The following is a 15,640-nucleotide window of genomic DNA, read 5'->3' as shown; positions in this document are numbered from 1 at the left end:
TTTGGTCACCGACGAAAATAGATCAGGCTATCACCGACCCACACGGATGCAGGTCCGCATCCATACCTTACGCAGTCTCCTTCCCTTGCATCCAGGAAGGGACGGCGGGTTCACAGCGTCCCGGTAAGCGTCTTAACCGGTTAGCTCCGCAGCGCCTTCTCAATATCGTCCAGCACTTGGCTCTTTCCGATACCGGTGAGGAACGGAAGGCCCTTGAATGTCGGCTTGCCAAGATCGTCTGGCACCGGAGTCGTCGCAACCACGATGTCGACATCGGCAACCATGCTGCGAACCTCAGTTGCCTTGCACTGGCGGATCACGACAGGAATACCCCGTTCCGCCATGGCCTCCTCGATTGCAAGCGCAACGACGGTTGATGTTGCGACCGCTGTTCCGCAGGCGACCAGAACGACTTTGGGCTGAGCCATAGAAAAACTCACTTTTCAGGTTGGAAGGGCCGAGAATGCCTCCTCGGGCGTCCTTGCCTCGGCAAGGGCGGCCAGAGCTCCCGGGTTTTGGATAAAGCCTGCAACGGCCTGCAGCATTTCGATCTGCGCATCCTTGTCGGTCAATGCCAGGGCAATGACAATCTGGACTGGAATTCTGTCCTCAGGGTCATCCATGCTGCCAAAGGAGACGGGCTCTTCCAGAGTGGCCAATGCGATGGCCGGAGCAACGACATGCACAGGATCGGAATGGGGAACGGCTACGTTGATCGTGCCGAGAGGCAGTCCGGTGGGCATGGTGCTCTCACGGGAGATCAGCGCATCCGGGTAATCAGCCTTGACCTTTCCGAGAGCAATGAGCCGCTCTCCCAAAAGCCTGATCACTTCGTCTGATGATCTGGCCGATATCCCCAGGCACATGGCCTGGGGAGAGAGGATCGATCGAAAATCGACAGCCATGCCCTACTCCGCCGGCATTGTGGCGCGGGTCTGGATGACGGGCTCCGTCGGCTCGGCCCCGGCCATGCGCTCCCATGCCCGCGGTGCAGACCGGAAGCCGAAGAGGAGAGCCGCGACCGCAACGAGAACCAGCCCGACACCGAGCCAGCCCAGCGCCGAAATGGCACTGATCACGAGGTAGGGGATGTAGAGGAAGCCGTCGACGACGCTTGTGATGAGCGTCGCGTTGGCCGGGATCTGGAACCCTGCCGTCTGCGCGGTCGATGTCATGAGCGGCGACAGTGCCATGCCTACGTAGAAGCCGACCGTCAGTGTAATCGCCCCGATGACGATCATCCGGAAGACGTTTCCGTTGACGATCGGAGCCGTCATGGCAACGACGAACGGAATAACCGCGAGGTCCGCGAACAGAATGATCCGGTTTGCCGGAAGAATGATTGACAGCACGATCGCAACCGGCACCAGGACGAGAGAACTGGCGATCGCGGCCGGGTGGCCGATCAGGATCGCCGAATCCAGGCCCACATGGATCTCCCGGTCGCCGGCCCGCTTCTGCACGAATTCCCGTGCCGCTTCGGAAACCGGGATAAGGCCCTCCATGAGGATTTTGACCATTCTTGGCAGCAGCAGCATCACGGCCGCCAGATTGATGCCGGTCTTCAGGACCTTCGAGAGGACGGTGCCTGCATCGCCGGCGTTGTAGTAGGCCGCGAAGCCGAGCACCAGGCCGATGACGAGACCGAGGACGATCGGCTCGCCGAAGACGCCGAGCCTCTTCTGCACCGTATCGGTATCAAGCTGGATGGTGTTGATGCCGGGAATGCGATCCATGATCCAGTTCAGGACGATCGCGATCGGCACGATCTGCGCAGACGCGAGGTGAGGCACTGACACCCCGGGCACCCCATAGAAGCGCTGCACGCCCTTGGCGGTCCAGTCCGCAAGCACGAGCGCCAGGGCTGCCATAAGGGCAGCTGCCGCGAGGCCGTAGCCCAGGCTCCCGGTCGCGGCGACCACGAGCGAGCCTACAAAGGCGAAGTGCCAGAAATTCCAGACGTCAACATTGAGCGTTCGTGTCAGGCCTACGAGCAACAGGGCGATATTGACGATGATGCCGATGGGGATCACCCACAGGCCGACGGACGACCCGAACGCGATGGCCGCCGCGGAAGGCCAGCCGACATCCACAATGTCCCGCTGCATCCCGGTATTCTTGACGATGGCTTGGGCGACTTCGCCAAGGGTGGTCAGCATCAGCCCCAGCACGAGATTGATGCCGATGAAGGCAATGCCGATGGTCAGGCCGGCCCGAAACGCCCTGCCTGGACGCGCACCGAGCACCAGCGCAATGATGAAAATGATGATCGGCAGCAAAACCGTTGCACCGAGGGTATCCACGACACCTTTGAAGGCTGTCAGTATGCCGTCCATGGCCTCTTCCTCCCGACTGGCTCCATTTACCACCCGGCGTTCTTTGACCGGTTAGCGACATGCGCGGACCGGATATCCGGCTCTAGAGAATTGATTAGATCATTCGTCTATCTACTGCGCAATATGTTCAGCTGAAGTACTCGCCGTTGTATTTCTTGCGAGCCCAGGCTAGAAATCTGCCATGACCGAGAACAAAGCGCGAAAGAAAAACGCCGCTGCTGCGTCAGCCGATACCGACACTGCTCCCATGCCCGTTGGCCGTCGATCGGACCGGCTCAGGCTTCGTGCCGCCTGGATGTACCACGTCGAAGAGATGACTCAGAGCGCGATTGCAGACGCCCTGGGCATCGGTCGCGTGACCGTCGTGCGGCTTCTGTCGGATGCACGGAACCTCCATGAGGTCCGCATCACCCTCAGCCGTGCCGTCTCTGAACTGACGTCGCTTGAGATGGCACTAGAGAGAGCTTTCGGCATCGGGGAGGTCATCGTGGCTCCCGTCTCGTCCAAGGATGCTGACCCCACCCGTACGATTGCAGCGGCCACGGGACAGTTCATTTCCGAGTTCTTGCAGCCGGGCATGAAGATCGGCGTCGGCTGGGGCAAGACCCTGCTGCAATCGCTTGCTTTCATCAGTGACCGCCAGATCCCCGATATCTCCGTCGTCTCCCTGTTGGGAGGCATCGTGAAGGCCAAGCAGTACAACCCGACCGAGTTTGCATGGCAGTTCTCCAGGCTTCTCCAGTCGGAGTGCTTCCTGCTCCCTGCCCCGGCTCTGGTTGACAGCGTCGAGACTAAGCACGCCCTCATCGAGCGATGCGGCCTGTCCGAGATCTTCGAAGTAGGACGCTCGCTCGATGCGGTGCTACTGAGCGTCGGTGGCATGAACCCGGACGCCACCGCCTATCGGTTCGGCTATTTCTCCGAACAGGATCGGCTGGAGCTGATTAAAGAGGGCGCCGTTGGCGACCTGCTCTACTTCTTCTACGGCCTCGACGGCCGCCTCGTCGATCATCCCGTGAACGAGCGCGTCATGGCCATTCCGGTCGAAAGCCTCGCGGGAGCGCCGAACCGGATTCTGACCTCTGGGGGGCCAAGCAAGATCGATGCGATCATCGGTGCCATTCGCATGGTGAAGCCGACGGTCTTCATCACGGATGAAGTCACGGCCGCTTCTGTGCTCTCGGCTGTCGGCGTACCGCCCTCTCAGCTTTCATAGGTCCCGAACCGGGCCTCCCGGTCCGAGAGGGAACTCACAACTCGATGATGCGCTTCTTGGCTCTCGGGATCGAGGCCGGGCTCATGCTCAGTTCGGTGACGCCCATACGGACGAATTCCGGGATCAGGTCCTCGCGGGCCGCGGCCTCTCCGCAGATACCGACCCAGATCCCACCTCCCTTCGCTGCCTGGCAGATGAGGTCGATCGCCTTCATCACAGCGGGGTGATCCGCCCGGTTAAGATTGACGAGGCGAGCGTTCAGGCGGTCTGCCGCCATAATGTATTGGGTCAGGTCATTGGTCCCAATCGAGAAGAAGTCCGCCTCGGCCGCCAGCTCGTCGGCCCCGAGGGCGGCTGCTGGCGTTTCCATCATGACACCGAGCTCAGCATCCCCGTATGGAATTCCCTGGTTCCGTAGTTCCATTCTGCACTCATCCAGCAGCGCCTTCACGGCTTTGAGCTCCGATACGTCGGAAATCATGGGTACCATGATCTTGATGTTGCCGACGGTCGCGGCCCGCAGGAGAGCCTTCAGTTGCGGCCGGAAGATATCGAGCCGGTCCAGGCACATGCGAATTCCGCGCCAGCCCAGGAAGGGATTGGCTTCCTCGGGAAAATCAATACCCGCAATCGGCTTATCGCCGCCGATATCGAGCGTGCGGACGATGACCGGATGCGGCGCGAACGCGCGCGCGAGCTCGGTATAGATGTCCGCCTGCTCATCCTCCGTCGGCAGCACCTTGCGCTCCATGAAAAGGAGCTCCGTGCGGAACAGCCCGACGCCCATGGCACCGGCCTTCAGAGCAGCGTCGATCTCGCTGAGGGAGCCGAGATTGGCCGCAACCTCGATCAGCGTTCCGTCACGGGTTCGCGGCTCCATGTGAGAATAGCGCGCCAGCTGTGCGCGGGCCTCCGCCTCCTTGTCGATCCGAGCGCGGAAGGTCGCTACTACCCATTCCGACGGATCCAGCACCACCTCGCCCGTATGGCCGTCGATCGCAGCGGTCTTCGCTCTGCGGAGCGCCTCGACGGAACCGGGATACCCGAGCACAGCCGGAAGGCCGTGGGTGCGCGCCATAATGGCGATATGCGAGGTCGAAGACCCTTTGGTGCAGAGAAGTCCCGCAATGCGTCCGATCGGCGCCTTCGCGAAATCCCAGGCACTGATCTCCTCCGCTACGATGATTGCGCCCTCCGCCACATCCGCGAGCGTTGCTTCGCGGCGTCCAAGCAGCGTCAGGGCCACATTTCTCGTAATGCCTCTGATATCCTCGGCACGGGCCCTTATGTAAGGATCGCTCATGGCTTCGAAGGAGCGGGCAAGATCATCTCCGGCCGCGAGGGTCGCATAGACAGCATCCTCACCGCTCCCGATCCTGCCCTTCACCTGCCCGACGAGTTCCGCATCGTGCGCCACGTCGATCAGCGCATTGATGATTTGAAGATCCTCTGGCTTGAGGTCCGCCCGTTTGCGCTCCTCCGCAAGGACCAAAGCCGTCCGTGCGACAGCCTCCTCGTAGCGCAGGATTTCCGCCTCGATCTGGTCCGGATGCACTTGGCGTCGCTCGACCTTCAACGGATCGTGGAAGAAGTGGTGGACGGGCCCCAAGGCCGTCCCTTCGCTCGCCGGAATGCCTCGTGGCTCTTCCGACAAGGATGGTTTCGGTGGCCTGGTTTCCTGTGAGGGAGCAGCTGACGCATGCGCGTCTGGCGCTCCAACGTCCAACCCTGCGTCCGGCGTCTCCATGAAACGGCTGAGCGCATCCATGGCCGTGGCGGCATCCTCGCCGCTTGCACGCAGAACGAGTTCATCATTCTCCTTGATGCCGAGAAGCATCAGCTTGACGGAGCTCTTCGCATTGACACCCTGTCCGTCTCGGACAATCTCGATATCGGACTGGAAGCTTTTCGCGAGCTTGACGAACTGTGTCGCGGGACGGGCATGAAGGCCGTCGCGAACTCTGACGCAAACGGCTCGCTCGATCTGCATCGCTCTTCTCCAATGAATCAGAGGCGGCGCGCGGAGCGCCGCATAAACTCTCAAATGAATCAGCGTTCGCTCGTTAAGCGGCGGATCGGATCGCGATCGCGGCTCCTGGCGCAAGGGCTTTGAGCAGAATGGCGGCATCGACCTTGGAGGCGCAGAGCTCTCCCGGCCGGCCAGCGGTATCGGCCCCGTCGAAATTGATCACGACGTGGCCGATATCCGCAACTTTCTTCCATGCCAGCTCACCGATAGCCGTCAACGCTGCCGAGACGTCACCAATGCGAAGCTCTGCTCCAACCGGCGGAGCCTCTACAGTGGGTCCGGTCTCAACTTTGTGCAGCACCGATACCTCGGCCAGCTCCGGCGGAGCCCCCACCGCGTAGAGGATCAGGACGCCGCCTTCGATCAGTTCGGCGACTTCAGGACCGACATCCGTGATCTTCGTCTGGTAGAAAACTGTCATGGGTCTCTTTTCTGTTTAGAGGAAGAAGCTCGCTCCGTAGGCGACCAGAACCGCGATGGGCCCGGTGATCTGACGGCTGAGCAGAACTGCCGGGACGCCGATCTCGATCGTCTTCGGTTTGGCTTCTCCGAGGGCCAGACCGACGGGTACGAAGTCGCAGCCGACCTGGGCGTTATAGGCAAAGAGCGCCGGCAGAGCCATTGCGGGCGCAATGGTTCCGTTGGCGATCTGCGGACCGATGATCGCGACGCCGATCACCTGCGCGATGACGGCCCCGGGCCCGAGCACGGGCGACAGGAACGGCAAGCCGCAGATGGCCGCAAGGATGACAAGGCCGATAATGTTGTTGGCGAGCGGCCCCATGGGTTGGGCTAGCAGGTCGCCAATGCCGGTATACAGGATGATGCCGATGAGCATGGTCACGAAGGCCATGAACGGCAGCACGTTACGGATCACCTGATCGATTGTCCGGCGGCCCGCGTTGAAGAAGATCGCGACGGCTCGGCCCATGACGCGGCCGACGCTGGTCACAATGCCGATGAAGCCGCTGGCAGGCGCGGTGGAATGCGCCATGTCCGACCGGGCTTCGGCCGCAGCCTCGCCGACCGACGGCGACAGGTCGCTCGCGCCGGCGGAAGCAGGCGCCGGAATATCCTCGTCATCCGCAAAGGACAGGTTGGCCTCCTTCACGCCGGAGACGTAAATGTCCTCCGTGATGAACTGAGCCAGCGGTCCTGATTGCCCGACGGGCGTCAGGTTCACGGTCGGAATACGCTTGCGCGGATAGACGCCACATCGCGCGGTTCCGCCACAATCGATCACCACCGCGGCGATTTCGCCCTCGACGGGCGGTGCCCGGAAGCCGTCGACGACGGTCGCGCCGGTCATATCGGCGAGCTTCTGGGCCAGCGGGGGAATTCCGCCACCGGTAACGGCGACGATCTTATCCTTCTGCGCCGTCGGCTTGATGACCAGCGGGCCGCCCCAGCCACCCGATCCGTGATTGATACGTACGGCTCTGTATGTCTTTGTCATGGCACTCCTCCCACATTCCGCTCAGAGCTTCACGCCTTCGCGGCGAGCCATGATCTGCGTGATCTTTTCCGTCACGATGCCTCTGATGAAGATCACCACGACGCCGACGATGAAGTACCAGACGGCAAGATTGACATGCCAGCCGGAGGGTAATTTCCCGGCAGCCTCAAGCTGCTGGAGAGCGACCAGGACACCGCCCCACACGAAGTACTCGCCCGCATTAGCGTGGGGGAAGAGGCCCGTGATGGGATGGCAGAACGACACCGCCGAATCGTAGAAGGCCGGCTTGTGCCTCTCCTCGAGGAAGGTCCCGAACGTATAGGCCATGGGGTTGGTGAGGAAGAACATCGCCATGACGGGCAGGACCGTGTAGCGGGTCAGCGCAATTCGTCCTGCTGCGCGCGCCAATCCGTGCACCCGCTGCTCGCCGACGATTTCTGTAACGGCATAGAATGCCGTCATCAGGACGATCAGGGTCGGGATGATGCCCGTGACAAATCCGGTAAAGACCTGACCGCCCTGCTGGAACACGCCGATGAAATGGCGGCCGATTGTGGAGAGCCACCCAAGCTGCTCCTCCTGAGCGACGTTCTTCACCCGGTTCGCGAAGTCCGCTGCCGTGCCCGGAGCCGCGGGAGCTGTGTTCTGGGCGAGAACGATCATGTCGCCGGATGCCTGTCCCGCGGCGTGGCCTGCATGTGCGCCGTCTGCCGCAGCCATGCCCAGGCTGTGGACGGCGTGGCTTGCACTCAGCGATGCGTGGTGAAGACCTTCACCAATCACATCGATGTGCTGAGCCATCGTGGCAAGGATTGTCATGTTTCCTCCCTCTGACGTAAGGCTAAGCCTCGTCTTATATTATGCGGCCGGGCTCATGCCGGCTGCTGATCCGGCAGAGCCGGAACCTCGGACTTCCTAGCTTTTGCGCTGGCGATTTGCTGCAATGCCTGTTCCAGGGCCTGCCTGCGCCCGCGCCTTCCTGTAAAGGACTCGTCCTCAAGGAGGCTGCCGACATTGCGGCCTTGATACTGGCTCAGCCGCTCGAACTTGGCGAAGACACTCCTCCCCTCCATGACGAGCAGATCCCGGATCGTGTCGTCCGGACCAAGAACCAGCATGAGAATGACGCCTCGCCCGAGGCTGGCGCGGGCATTGCCGACACCCAGATACCCGTCGGTCCACTTGCCTCCGATGGAGCTCATGACCTCGCGGTAATGCCGCATCTGCAGCCAGGTCCCGACGGCCTGAAGGAGCCAGACCACGCCGAGCAGCAGCAATCCGATCTGCCATAGGGGCATCACCCACCTCCAGCTTGAACACGCAGGCGAACAAGACGTTCTCTCTGCATGGTCGGCCTTCGCGGCCATTTAGGCCAATTTTCAGAGGAGAACATTTGCCACCTTTTATGTCAATATGTACACAAGGCCGGCGAGAGAAGCCGGGAAAGGCATCTCTGAACAGTGTGACTGGCGTTGAGTGTCCAGCATAGCCCTCACTTGATGAATCCACTGGACAGTGACGCGTAGGGGGCCAACGAGCTGGAAATTCATCTCGTCCCGAACTGCACGGACCCTTTCGCACACACGGCCTCGATCCCTGGCGGGTCGATCAGGGCCCTGGGTGGGCCGCCATCTGAATCAGACACAGGCAGAGGCGCGGTCTTAAGCTGTGCATTGTCCGAGCGAGACCTTGGCTTAGTAGGTGACCGATAGGCATCCCCGCATAGTTCTTTCGTACTGTGGAGCCATGGCCAGGCCATGAGGATCAGGCTTTGAGGTAGACCAGGAGGTCTCTGAGGCCTGCAATATCGCAGGGATGGCGCTCTCAGAATGTACATATTGTTTGACCGACACACAAAAGTTCTCTAGCCTTCTGACATCGCTCTTCAATGGGAAAGGTCAGTTCGATGCCGCGGATCGCGCAACTGGGTTTGGCAGCTGAGCTTGCCGCTCGGATGGAGAAGTCGGGACCGATCACGATCGGCTTGGCCGGCGCGGGCCAGATGGGCACCGACATCGTCGTCGAGGTCGCGCTCATGCCCGGCGTGCGCATCGGTGCCATTTCCGAAGTTCGCCCGCAGGCGGCACGGGATGCGGCCCTCCTGGCCGGCCATGCGCTCGATGACGTTGTGAACGCCTCCACGGCCTCCGACATTGACCGCGCCATCGAGGCCAACAAGGTTGCCATCACGGAAGACATCAACGCCCTTTGCGCGGCCGGGCGGATCGATGTGGTGATCGACGCCACCGGCAATCCCAATATCGGCACGCTCTTCGCCCTCGAGGCGATGAAGAACGGCAAGCATGTGGTCATGCTGAACGTGGAAGCCGACATCACGGTCGGGCGCTTCCTCAAGGAAGAGGCCCGCAAGGCCGGGGTCGTCTACACGGGCGCCGCCGGTGACGAGCCGGCCTGTACGCTGGAAATCCTCAGCTTCGCCCAGAGCCTCGGCTTCGAAGTGGTGGCTGCCGGCAAAGGCAAGAACAATCCGCTCAAGTTCGACGCCATGCCGGCCGACTATGAGGAGGAGGCCCGGGCGCGCAACATGAATGCGCGCATGCTGGTGGAGTTCGTGGACGGTACCAAGACCATGGTCGAGATGGTTGCGGTCGCGAACGCCACCGGGCTTGTGCCGGACGTTCCCGGCATGCACGGCCCCACCGCCACGCGCGAGCAGCTGGCGCAGGTGCTGTGCACCAAAGAGGACGGCGGCATTCTCAACCGTTCGGGCGTCGTCGACTATTCGATCGGCAAGGGAGTCGCGCCGGGCGTCTTCTGCATCGTAAAGCCGAGGCATCCCCGCGTCCTTGAGCGCATGGTCGACCTTAAGGTGGGCCCTGGCCCATGCTTCTCGATCCTCCGCCCCTATCACCTGACCAGCCTCGAGACGCCGCTCTCCGCCGCGCGAGCCGTCGCTTTCGGGAGGCCCGACATGCAGCCTCTCGACCATCCGGTCGCGGAATGTGTCTCGGTCGCCAAGCGCGATCTCCAGCCGGGCGAAACTCTGGGCAAGATCGGCGAGACGGACTATCGCGGCTTCGCCATGACCTGGAGCGATGCACGCAGCGAGCGCGCCCTGCCGCTCGGCCTCTCGGAGCGCGCCAAGGTTGTGAAGCCGATCAAGGCGGGTGAGCGCCTCACCTATACGAATTGCCAGCCGGACGAGTCCTTCGTCGTCACCCAGATTCGCCGCCGCCTCGATGAAGCGGATGCGCGGTTCGCTGAAGTCGCCTGAGAACGAACGGGCGGCCTCATGCTGCCTGCCCAACCTGCCGAGAGAATTGTCATGCCTCAACCGACGACCGATAAGGCAGCGCCCCCTGTCGCCAATCTGCCGGACGTCTACCGGCGCCTTTCCTCCGACGACCTGAGGGAAGCGCTTCGCAAGATGCACCTCATCCGCCGCTTCGAAGAAAGCGCGGAGGAAGCGTATATGCGCGGCCTGATCCACGGCACGATGCACTTGTCCATCGGCCAGGAGGCCAGCGCGGTTGGCATCTGCGCTCCGCTGACGGACGCTGACTTCATCACCTCCACCCATCGTGGTCATGGCCATTGCATCGGCAAGGGTGCGGAAGTGAAGCGCATGTTTGCCGAGTTCTTCGGCAAGGAAGACGGCTATTGCCGCGGCCGCGGCGGATCCATGCATATCGCCGACGTCTCGAAAGGCAATCTCGGCGCCAATGGCATCGTCGGCGGTGGCATTCCCATCGCCGTAGGGGCCGCACTTGCCCTGAAGAAGCAGGGCAAGAATTCCGTCGTCGTGTCCTTCTTCGGCGACGGCGCCAACAACGAAGGCGCGTTCCACGAGGCTCTCAACATGGCCTCGATCTGGAAGCTGCCGGTGATCTTCGTCTGCGAGAACAACGGCTATGGCATGTCCACCTCGACGAAGCGCTCGACCGCAGTGCCGAACATCGCGGACCGGGCCAGTGCCTATTCCATGCCGGGCGTCATCGTCGACGGGAACAATTTCGGGGCCGTGGCCGCCGCGTCCTTCGAGGCCGCCGATAGAGCCCGCCGTGGCGAGGGCCCGACCCTGATCGAGAGCAAGACCTACCGCATCCGGGGCCACTCGCGCTCCGATCGTAACCGCTACCGGACCAAGGAGGAGATCGAGTCCTGGCAAGCCCGCGACCCGATCGGCATCTTCGAGACCGAACTGACCCAGCTCGGCCTGATCACGCCCGACGAGATCGAGAAGATCCGCACCGAGGTGGAGACGGAGATCGCCGAGGGGCTGGAGTTCGCCAAGGCAAGCCCGTCGCCCTCCCCTTCCGACGTCACGCAATATGTCTACACGGATTGATGCCGCCATGGATGCGAATGTGCGCGAACTCAGCTATGCCCAGGCTATCCAGGAGGCCATGGCCATCGCCATGGAGATGGACGAACGCGTCTTTCTCATGGGCGAGGATATCGGCGTCTATGGCGGCGCCTTCCAAGTGACCGGCGACCTGGTCCATCGCTTCGGCGAGGATCGGGTCATGGACACGCCCATCTCCGAGCTTGGTGGCGCCGGCGTCGCGGTCGGCGCAGCCGTCACGGGCATGCGGCCGATCTTCGAGTTTCAGTTCTCGGACTTCGCGACGCTCGCAATGGAGCAGATCGTGAACCAGGCCGCCAAGATGCGCTACATGCTCGGCGGCAATGTCTCGGTCCCCCTCGTCATGCGCTTCCCGGCAGGCTCCGGGACCGGCGCGGCCGCGCAGCACAGCCAGAGCCTCGAGGCCTGGCTTGCCCACGTGCCCGGCCTCAAGGTGCTCCAGCCCTCGACGCCGCACGACGCGAAGGGAATGCTGCTCGCCGCCGTGGCGGACCCGGATCCCGTCATGATCTTCGAGCATAAGCTGCTCTACAAGATGAAGGGTCCGGTGCCGGAGGGCCATTATACGGTGCCGATCGGCAAGGCCGAGACCCGCCGTCATGGCCGCGACCTGACCATCGTGGCCACGTCGATCATGGTCCATAAGTCGCTCGACGCAGCCCAGCAGCTTGCCGACGAGGGAATCGACGTCGAGGTGGTAGACCTGCGATCCCTCCGCCCCATGGATACGGCGACGATCATCGAGAGCGTCAAGAAGACCTCCCGGCTCCTCTGCGTCTATGAAGGGGTGAAGACCCTGGGCATCGGTGCCGAGATCAGCGCCGCCATCGTCGAGAGCGACGCCTTCGACTATCTCGATGCGCCCGTGCTGCGGCTGGGCGGCGCCGAGTCCCCCCTCCCCTATAATCCGGAGCTGGAAAAGGCCGCCGTGCCTCAAGTTCCCGACATCGTTGCGGCGGCGCGCAAGCTCGTTCGCAAGGAGGCTTGACGATGCCTACCGAGGTGATCCTGCCGCGCGTCGACATGGATATGGCGACCGGCAAAGTCTCCCGCTGGTTTGTCGACGAGAATGCCAAGGTCGAGAAGGGCCAGGTGATCTTCGAGCTCGAGACGGACAAGGCCGTGATGGAGATCGAAGCCCCCGTGTCCGGCATCATTCGGGACATCACAGGCGAAGAAGGCAAGGAAGTCCCGGTCGGCAGCGTGGTCGCCCAGATCTATGGGGAGGGCGAGGCTTATAATGGCCCGGTCCAGGCGGCGCCTGGCGCTCCTATCGATATCCCAACTTCTGCCGATGCCCCGGCTCGACCCGCATCCCCGGCTCCGGCCACACCGCCTGCAGCCCTGCCTATGGGACAGACGTCGGTATCGGACGGCCTGCGCGCCACGCCCTTGGCGCGGCGACTTGCTCGCGAGCACAGCATCGAGCTGAGCCGCCTGCAAGGTTCCGGGCCCCGGGGACGTATTCAGCAAAGCGACGTGCTCGAACATCTCGGCACTCTGTCTGGGAACGATGTCAGTACGAGCGCTGTAGCCGAGGTCTCTTCGCCACGATTGGCCCGGGCCCGGCAGGATGCCATCCCGGCACCGACGTCCGGAACCTCCCCCCTTTACCGGACCTGGTTGCGTCAGGGCACGGGCACGCCCCTCGTCCTGATCCATGGTTTTGGATCCGACCTGAACAGCTGGCGCCCTGTCCTCTCGTCCCTGCCCTCGGATCGGCCGATCCTCGGAATCGATCTTCCAGGGCATGGCCGCTCTCCCTTGGCGGGCCAGAGCTCTCTCGAGGATCTCGCGGCAGCCGTGCTCGACACTCTTGCGGATGAGGGCGTCGGTAGCCTCCATCTGATCGGCCACTCGCTTGGCGCTGCCGTTGCGGCGACCGTCGCAGCGCAGTCGATGCTGGACATCCGTTCGCTGATGCTGCTCTCGCCAGCCGGGCTTGGCCCCGACATCAACGGTGCCTTCATCTCGGGCTTCCTGCGCGCGACGAGCGAGGCGAGCCTGGCACCGTGGGTTCGGGAGCTCGTCTTCGACGAAGGCTCCCTGGGAGCGTCCTTCGTGAGTGCCACGCTGCGGGCACGAACCAGCGACCAACCGAAACTCCAGGAACGGCTCGCCGCCAGCATCTTCCCGGATGGGACGCAGGCCTTCAGCATCCGGCCTCTTCTCGAGAGCTTCGACTGGCCCGTGAAGGTCATCTTTGGCGCTGAGGACCGGATCATTCCGGTTCGCCATGCCATGGGCCTTCCGGGGAATATCGCCGTTCACGTCTTTTCGGCGACCGGTCATATGCCGCAGATGGAACAGCGGCATGCCATTGGCCGCCTGAGCGCGGAACTGGCGCGCGCAGGATAGTAGGCTCTGGCGGCCCGGCATCAGTCCGGGCCGCAACATCACCTGCCGTAGCAGGATCGATGCGCTATTGTAGAATCCCGTCTCGACAGTCCCTGCTCTTCGGGCTTTTCTATCAGAATACACGAAGCCTGCTTAGGCACGCCCGCTCAAAGATGCCGTCATGTCCGGCGTCTCCTGGGCATTCCTCTGCCGGAGCCGCGATTCAGCCAGGTCACCCTGCGCCTCGAGAAGCGGGTAAGCGGTGGCCGTGAGATGGCCGTGGATGCGCTTCAGATCTCGAATGATGTCGATATGGATGGAGCTGGTCTCGATCGATTCCGGCCGGCCGTCCTTCAGGCGCACGAAGTGGCTCTCCGTCGCGTTCCGCTCCGCCGCGCGCATGGTGCTCTTGTCCGCGAAAAGCCGTCTCGCCAGGCTGATGTCGCGGGTGGCGAACACATTCGAGGCCATGCGCATCGTTTCCGTGACGCGGCTGTGGAAGGTACGGATCTCCGCAAGCCCTTCGGCCGAGAACGACAGCTGTCGCCGCATCTTCTTGGCCGCAAGCTCGACGAGGTTCTTGTCGATGATGTCGCCGATATGTTCGAGGTTGGTCGTGAAGGTCAGGATTTCCAGCAGACGGCGGCTTTCCTCGTCAGACATGGCGGCCTTGGATGCTTCGACCAGATAGAGCTTGATGGCTTCGTGGAGCCGGTCCACCGTATCGTCCGCCTTCTCGATATCCTTCAGAAGCTTCTGGTCGTTACCCTCGATCACAGCCAGCACGTTGTTGAGCATGGTGTCGACAAGTTCTCCCATGCGCAGGGATTCCCTCATGGCACAGGCCAGGGCCTCCGATGGCGTGCCGAGCACGCTTGGCTCCAGGTGGCGCGGCTGACCCTCGTCGACAGCGCCCTTAGGCTCGTTGCCCCAGCGCTCGAGAAGATTGGCCAGGAGGCCCACGAACGGGAGACCGACTATTGCGACCCCGAGGTTGAAAGCCGTGTGGAACAGGACGACGTTGCGGGCCGGATCCTGGATCCACAAGCTCATTTCCTGGGCGATGAAACTGATGAACGGCAGCACGAGGAGACCGACGACGCCGCGCATGAGTAGATTGCCGAGCGGAACGCGCCGTGCCGCAGGCGGCGAACCGGAAAGCGCCACCCATGGGGCGAATGCACCGCCGATATTGGCGCCGAGCACGAGAACCAGCCCTTCGGGCATCGAGATGACGCCGCTGCCTGCCAGAGACATGATGAAAAGGACGATCGCGAGGCTGGAATGGGCCGCCCAGGTCAGCAGTGCCGCGACGATGAGCGCAATCATGGGCTCCTCGGCCACGGCTCCAAGGACGAGGCGCACGGTCGGTGACTCGCGCAAGGCCGCCGCAGCCAATCCGAGTTCCTGAAGCGCCAGCAGGAGAAGGCCGAGACCGATGATGGCCCTTGCGACACTCTTGGCACTTTCCCTGGCACTGAAGAGCCCGAAGCCACCGGCCACGAGAATCGCCCAGAACCACTTGATGTCGAAAGCCAGGAGCTGCGCCGCGATCGTCGAGCCGACATCGGCTCCGAGCATGACGGCCAAAGCCGCCGACAGGCCGATGATACCGCGTCCCGCAAAGGAGCCAATGATGAGGGCCATGGCCGTGCTGGATTGCAGCAGCGTCGTCCCGACCAGGCCGCTGGTGAATGCTGTCAGCCGGTTCCGTGACGAAGCGGCAACCAGCCGCCGCAGCTGGGCTCCCAGGGCTTCGCTCACGCCCGAGCGCACCAAGTACACTCCCCAAAGCATGAGGGCGACACTGCCGATCAACTGAATGAGTGTCCGGGTCGCGTCCATTCCAAAAAGCCCGATTTTATTTGCCGACTTAGTATGTCAATGAACGCCAAGACCGTGCCGAAAGCAATCCCCTGAAGCCAAGAGGGCTTTCGAC

14 protein-coding genes are annotated in these 15,640 nt (G+C 62.6%); 5 read left to right on the top strand and 9 right to left on the bottom strand.

Features of this window, described 5'->3' with window-relative positions; translation table 11 throughout:
• Positions 1-140: 140 nt before the first annotated feature.
• From C4E04_RS07100 to C4E04_RS07090, 3 genes are read right to left on the bottom strand one after another with little or no spacing between them, the layout of a single operon-like run.
• Positions 141-428: a PTS sugar transporter subunit IIB gene (locus C4E04_RS07100; RefSeq protein WP_109596202.1), complete on the bottom strand. Its 288-nt coding sequence runs from the start codon at positions 426-428 to the stop codon at positions 141-143.
• Positions 429-443: 15 nt separating this feature from the next.
• A complete protein-coding gene (locus C4E04_RS07095) occupies positions 444-905 on the bottom strand; it encodes a PTS sugar transporter subunit IIA (protein ID WP_109596200.1) in 462 nt (153 codons plus the stop codon).
• Between the two features lie 3 nt (positions 906-908).
• Entirely contained in the window at positions 909-2,336 is a 1,428-nt protein-coding gene (locus C4E04_RS07090) for a PTS galactitol transporter subunit IIC (protein WP_109596198.1), read from the bottom strand.
• Positions 2,337-2,517: 181 nt separating this feature from the next.
• Here C4E04_RS07090 and C4E04_RS07085 point away from each other — a divergent pair, with 181 nt between their 5' ends.
• Entirely contained in the window at positions 2,518-3,552 is a 1,035-nt protein-coding gene (locus C4E04_RS07085) for a sugar-binding transcriptional regulator (protein ID WP_109596196.1), read from the top strand.
• Between the two features lie 34 nt (positions 3,553-3,586).
• Here C4E04_RS07085 and ptsP read toward each other — a convergent pair whose 3' ends face one another.
• The 5 genes from ptsP to C4E04_RS07060 all read right to left on the bottom strand — a co-directional run bounded on the left by ptsP (position 3,587) and on the right by C4E04_RS07060 (position 8,335).
• Positions 3,587-5,542, bottom strand: coding sequence for a phosphoenolpyruvate--protein phosphotransferase (gene ptsP, locus C4E04_RS07080; protein WP_245416263.1), 1,956 nt, complete (start codon positions 5,540-5,542; stop codon positions 3,587-3,589).
• A gap of 73 nt (positions 5,543-5,615) precedes the next feature.
• Positions 5,616-6,002, bottom strand: a complete 387-nt coding sequence (locus C4E04_RS07075; protein ID WP_109596193.1) for a PTS glucitol/sorbitol transporter subunit IIA — start codon at positions 6,000-6,002, stop codon at positions 5,616-5,618.
• A 15-nt stretch (positions 6,003-6,017) separates the two neighbouring features.
• Positions 6,018-7,037 carry a PTS glucitol/sorbitol transporter subunit IIB gene (locus C4E04_RS07070; protein WP_109596191.1) on the bottom strand — a complete coding sequence of 340 codons (1,020 nt, stop codon included), beginning with the start codon at positions 7,035-7,037 and terminating at the stop codon, positions 6,018-6,020.
• 21 nt (positions 7,038-7,058) lie between these two features.
• Positions 7,059-7,856 carry a PTS glucitol/sorbitol transporter subunit IIC gene (locus C4E04_RS07065; protein ID WP_109596189.1) on the bottom strand — a complete coding sequence of 266 codons (798 nt, stop codon included), beginning with the start codon at positions 7,854-7,856 and terminating at the stop codon, positions 7,059-7,061.
• A gap of 53 nt (positions 7,857-7,909) precedes the next feature.
• Positions 7,910-8,335, bottom strand: coding sequence for a transcriptional regulator GutM (locus C4E04_RS07060; RefSeq protein ID WP_162559307.1), 426 nt, complete (start codon positions 8,333-8,335; stop codon positions 7,910-7,912).
• Between the two features lie 608 nt (positions 8,336-8,943).
• Here C4E04_RS07060 and C4E04_RS07055 point away from each other — a divergent pair.
• From C4E04_RS07055 to C4E04_RS07040, 4 genes are read left to right on the top strand one after another with little or no spacing between them, the layout of a single operon-like run.
• A complete protein-coding gene (locus C4E04_RS07055) occupies positions 8,944-10,272 on the top strand; it encodes an NAD(P)H-dependent oxidoreductase (protein WP_109596185.1) in 1,329 nt (442 codons plus the stop codon).
• Between the two features lie 51 nt (positions 10,273-10,323).
• A complete protein-coding gene (locus C4E04_RS07050; RefSeq protein WP_109596183.1) occupies positions 10,324-11,346 on the top strand; it encodes a thiamine pyrophosphate-dependent dehydrogenase E1 component subunit alpha in 1,023 nt (340 codons plus the stop codon).
• 7 nt (positions 11,347-11,353) lie between these two features.
• The gene (locus C4E04_RS07045) at positions 11,354-12,352 is read left to right on the top strand and encodes an alpha-ketoacid dehydrogenase subunit beta (protein ID WP_109596181.1); all 999 of its coding nucleotides are present in this window, start codon (positions 11,354-11,356) and stop codon (positions 12,350-12,352) included.
• A 2-nt stretch (positions 12,353-12,354) separates the two neighbouring features.
• Positions 12,355-13,722: an acetoin dehydrogenase dihydrolipoyllysine-residue acetyltransferase subunit gene (locus C4E04_RS07040; protein ID WP_109596179.1), complete on the top strand. Its 1,368-nt coding sequence runs from the start codon at positions 12,355-12,357 to the stop codon at positions 13,720-13,722.
• A gap of 132 nt (positions 13,723-13,854) precedes the next feature.
• On the opposite strand, the gene C4E04_RS07035 is transcribed toward C4E04_RS07040, so the two are convergent.
• A complete protein-coding gene (locus C4E04_RS07035) occupies positions 13,855-15,546 on the bottom strand; it encodes a Na/Pi cotransporter family protein (RefSeq protein ID WP_109596177.1) in 1,692 nt (563 codons plus the stop codon).
• Positions 15,547-15,640 lie beyond the last annotated feature (94 nt).

Source organism: Microvirga sp. 17 mud 1-3, assembly GCF_003151255.1.
In the GTDB taxonomy this organism is placed as follows: domain Bacteria; phylum Pseudomonadota; class Alphaproteobacteria; order Rhizobiales; family Beijerinckiaceae; genus Microvirga.
Note: the sequence above shows the minus strand (reverse complement) of the source record. Positions and strands in the feature narration are given on the sequence as shown.

Coding starts and splice junctions, on each gene's coding strand:
- C4E04_RS07100 (WP_109596202.1), bottom strand. CDS start 428: ATGGCTCAGCCCAAAGTCGTTCTGGTCGCCTGCGGAACAGCGGTCGCA.
- C4E04_RS07095 (WP_109596200.1), bottom strand. CDS start 905: ATGGCTGTCGATTTTCGATCGATCCTCTCTCCCCAGGCCATGTGCCTG.
- C4E04_RS07090 (WP_109596198.1), bottom strand. CDS start 2,336: ATGGACGGCATACTGACAGCCTTCAAAGGTGTCGTGGATACCCTCGGT.
- C4E04_RS07085 (WP_109596196.1), top strand. CDS start 2,518: ATGACCGAGAACAAAGCGCGAAAGAAAAACGCCGCTGCTGCGTCAGCC.
- ptsP (WP_245416263.1), bottom strand. CDS start 5,542: ATGCAGATCGAGCGAGCCGTTTGCGTCAGAGTTCGCGACGGCCTTCAT.
- C4E04_RS07075 (WP_109596193.1), bottom strand. CDS start 6,002: ATGACAGTTTTCTACCAGACGAAGATCACGGATGTCGGTCCTGAAGTC.
- C4E04_RS07070 (WP_109596191.1), bottom strand. CDS start 7,037: ATGACAAAGACATACAGAGCCGTACGTATCAATCACGGATCGGGTGGC.
- C4E04_RS07065 (WP_109596189.1), bottom strand. CDS start 7,856: ATGACAATCCTTGCCACGATGGCTCAGCACATCGATGTGATTGGTGAA.
- C4E04_RS07060 (WP_162559307.1), bottom strand. CDS start 8,335: ATGCCCCTATGGCAGATCGGATTGCTGCTGCTCGGCGTGGTCTGGCTC.
- C4E04_RS07055 (WP_109596185.1), top strand. CDS start 8,944: ATGCCGCGGATCGCGCAACTGGGTTTGGCAGCTGAGCTTGCCGCTCGG.
- C4E04_RS07050 (WP_109596183.1), top strand. CDS start 10,324: ATGCCTCAACCGACGACCGATAAGGCAGCGCCCCCTGTCGCCAATCTG.
- C4E04_RS07045 (WP_109596181.1), top strand. CDS start 11,354: ATGGATGCGAATGTGCGCGAACTCAGCTATGCCCAGGCTATCCAGGAG.
- C4E04_RS07040 (WP_109596179.1), top strand. CDS start 12,355: ATGCCTACCGAGGTGATCCTGCCGCGCGTCGACATGGATATGGCGACC.
- C4E04_RS07035 (WP_109596177.1), bottom strand. CDS start 15,546: ATGGACGCGACCCGGACACTCATTCAGTTGATCGGCAGTGTCGCCCTC.